General features: G+C 40.6%; 1 pseudogene. It reads right to left on the reverse strand.

Features of this window, described 5'->3' with window-relative positions:
• Positions 1–711: pseudogene (locus A3756_RS27095) on the reverse strand (hypothetical protein); the annotation flags it as partial.

The raw sequence follows: 711 nt of genomic DNA on the forward strand, positions 1-711 counted from the left end.
AACGACGTCGGAAATATGCTTAGGCAGTGCTATGATCGGCTCTTTTTCAATACGCTTCTTTGACTTTGCCTGCTCTACTTCAGTGTTAAGGTGTTCATTTAGTCTGCTCACTAGTTCGGTCGTGTTAAAGCCATAATGGCTGGCACTGGTACTTTTAAGTAAGCTTTTGTATCGAGGTGGTAGATCTTGCTCGATATTGATTACAAAGACTGATTCATCGATTTGATCGGCACCGATGTCAACTAGGTCTGACCACAATTCGAAAGCGTAATAAGCAATCTGTATATCGTTTTGACGTAGCTGGTTAGGGCGACAGCAGCTTAGTAAGAGATTCTGTTTATAGACTTGATCTATTCGAGTTTCTCGTCCGTCTCTTCTTTGATCGTCTGCAACGGTATATTTCAGTAAATTGTGTTGTTCAGCAAAGTAGAAAACCTGATGCATTTCGACCCAGATATCTCTGGGAGTGTGAATATAAAGCTGATTAGATCGGAGCAGGACTTGCCCATACTCGGACATCATCCTATGAGCAGCACAAGTAAAGTTTTTCCTGACTTTTTCGCTATTAATGTTAGGCACGCTATCGATAAGAATTATCTTATACGAGGTTGCGAGATGTATTTGGATAGCTTGAGTCAGGTTAGCAATTTTTTGCTGTTTTTCACTTAGTACAACTGACTGATTAAGGAAGTGTTTAGACAGCTCCTTACA

It is taken from the genome of Oleiphilus sp. HI0086 (assembly GCF_001635225.1).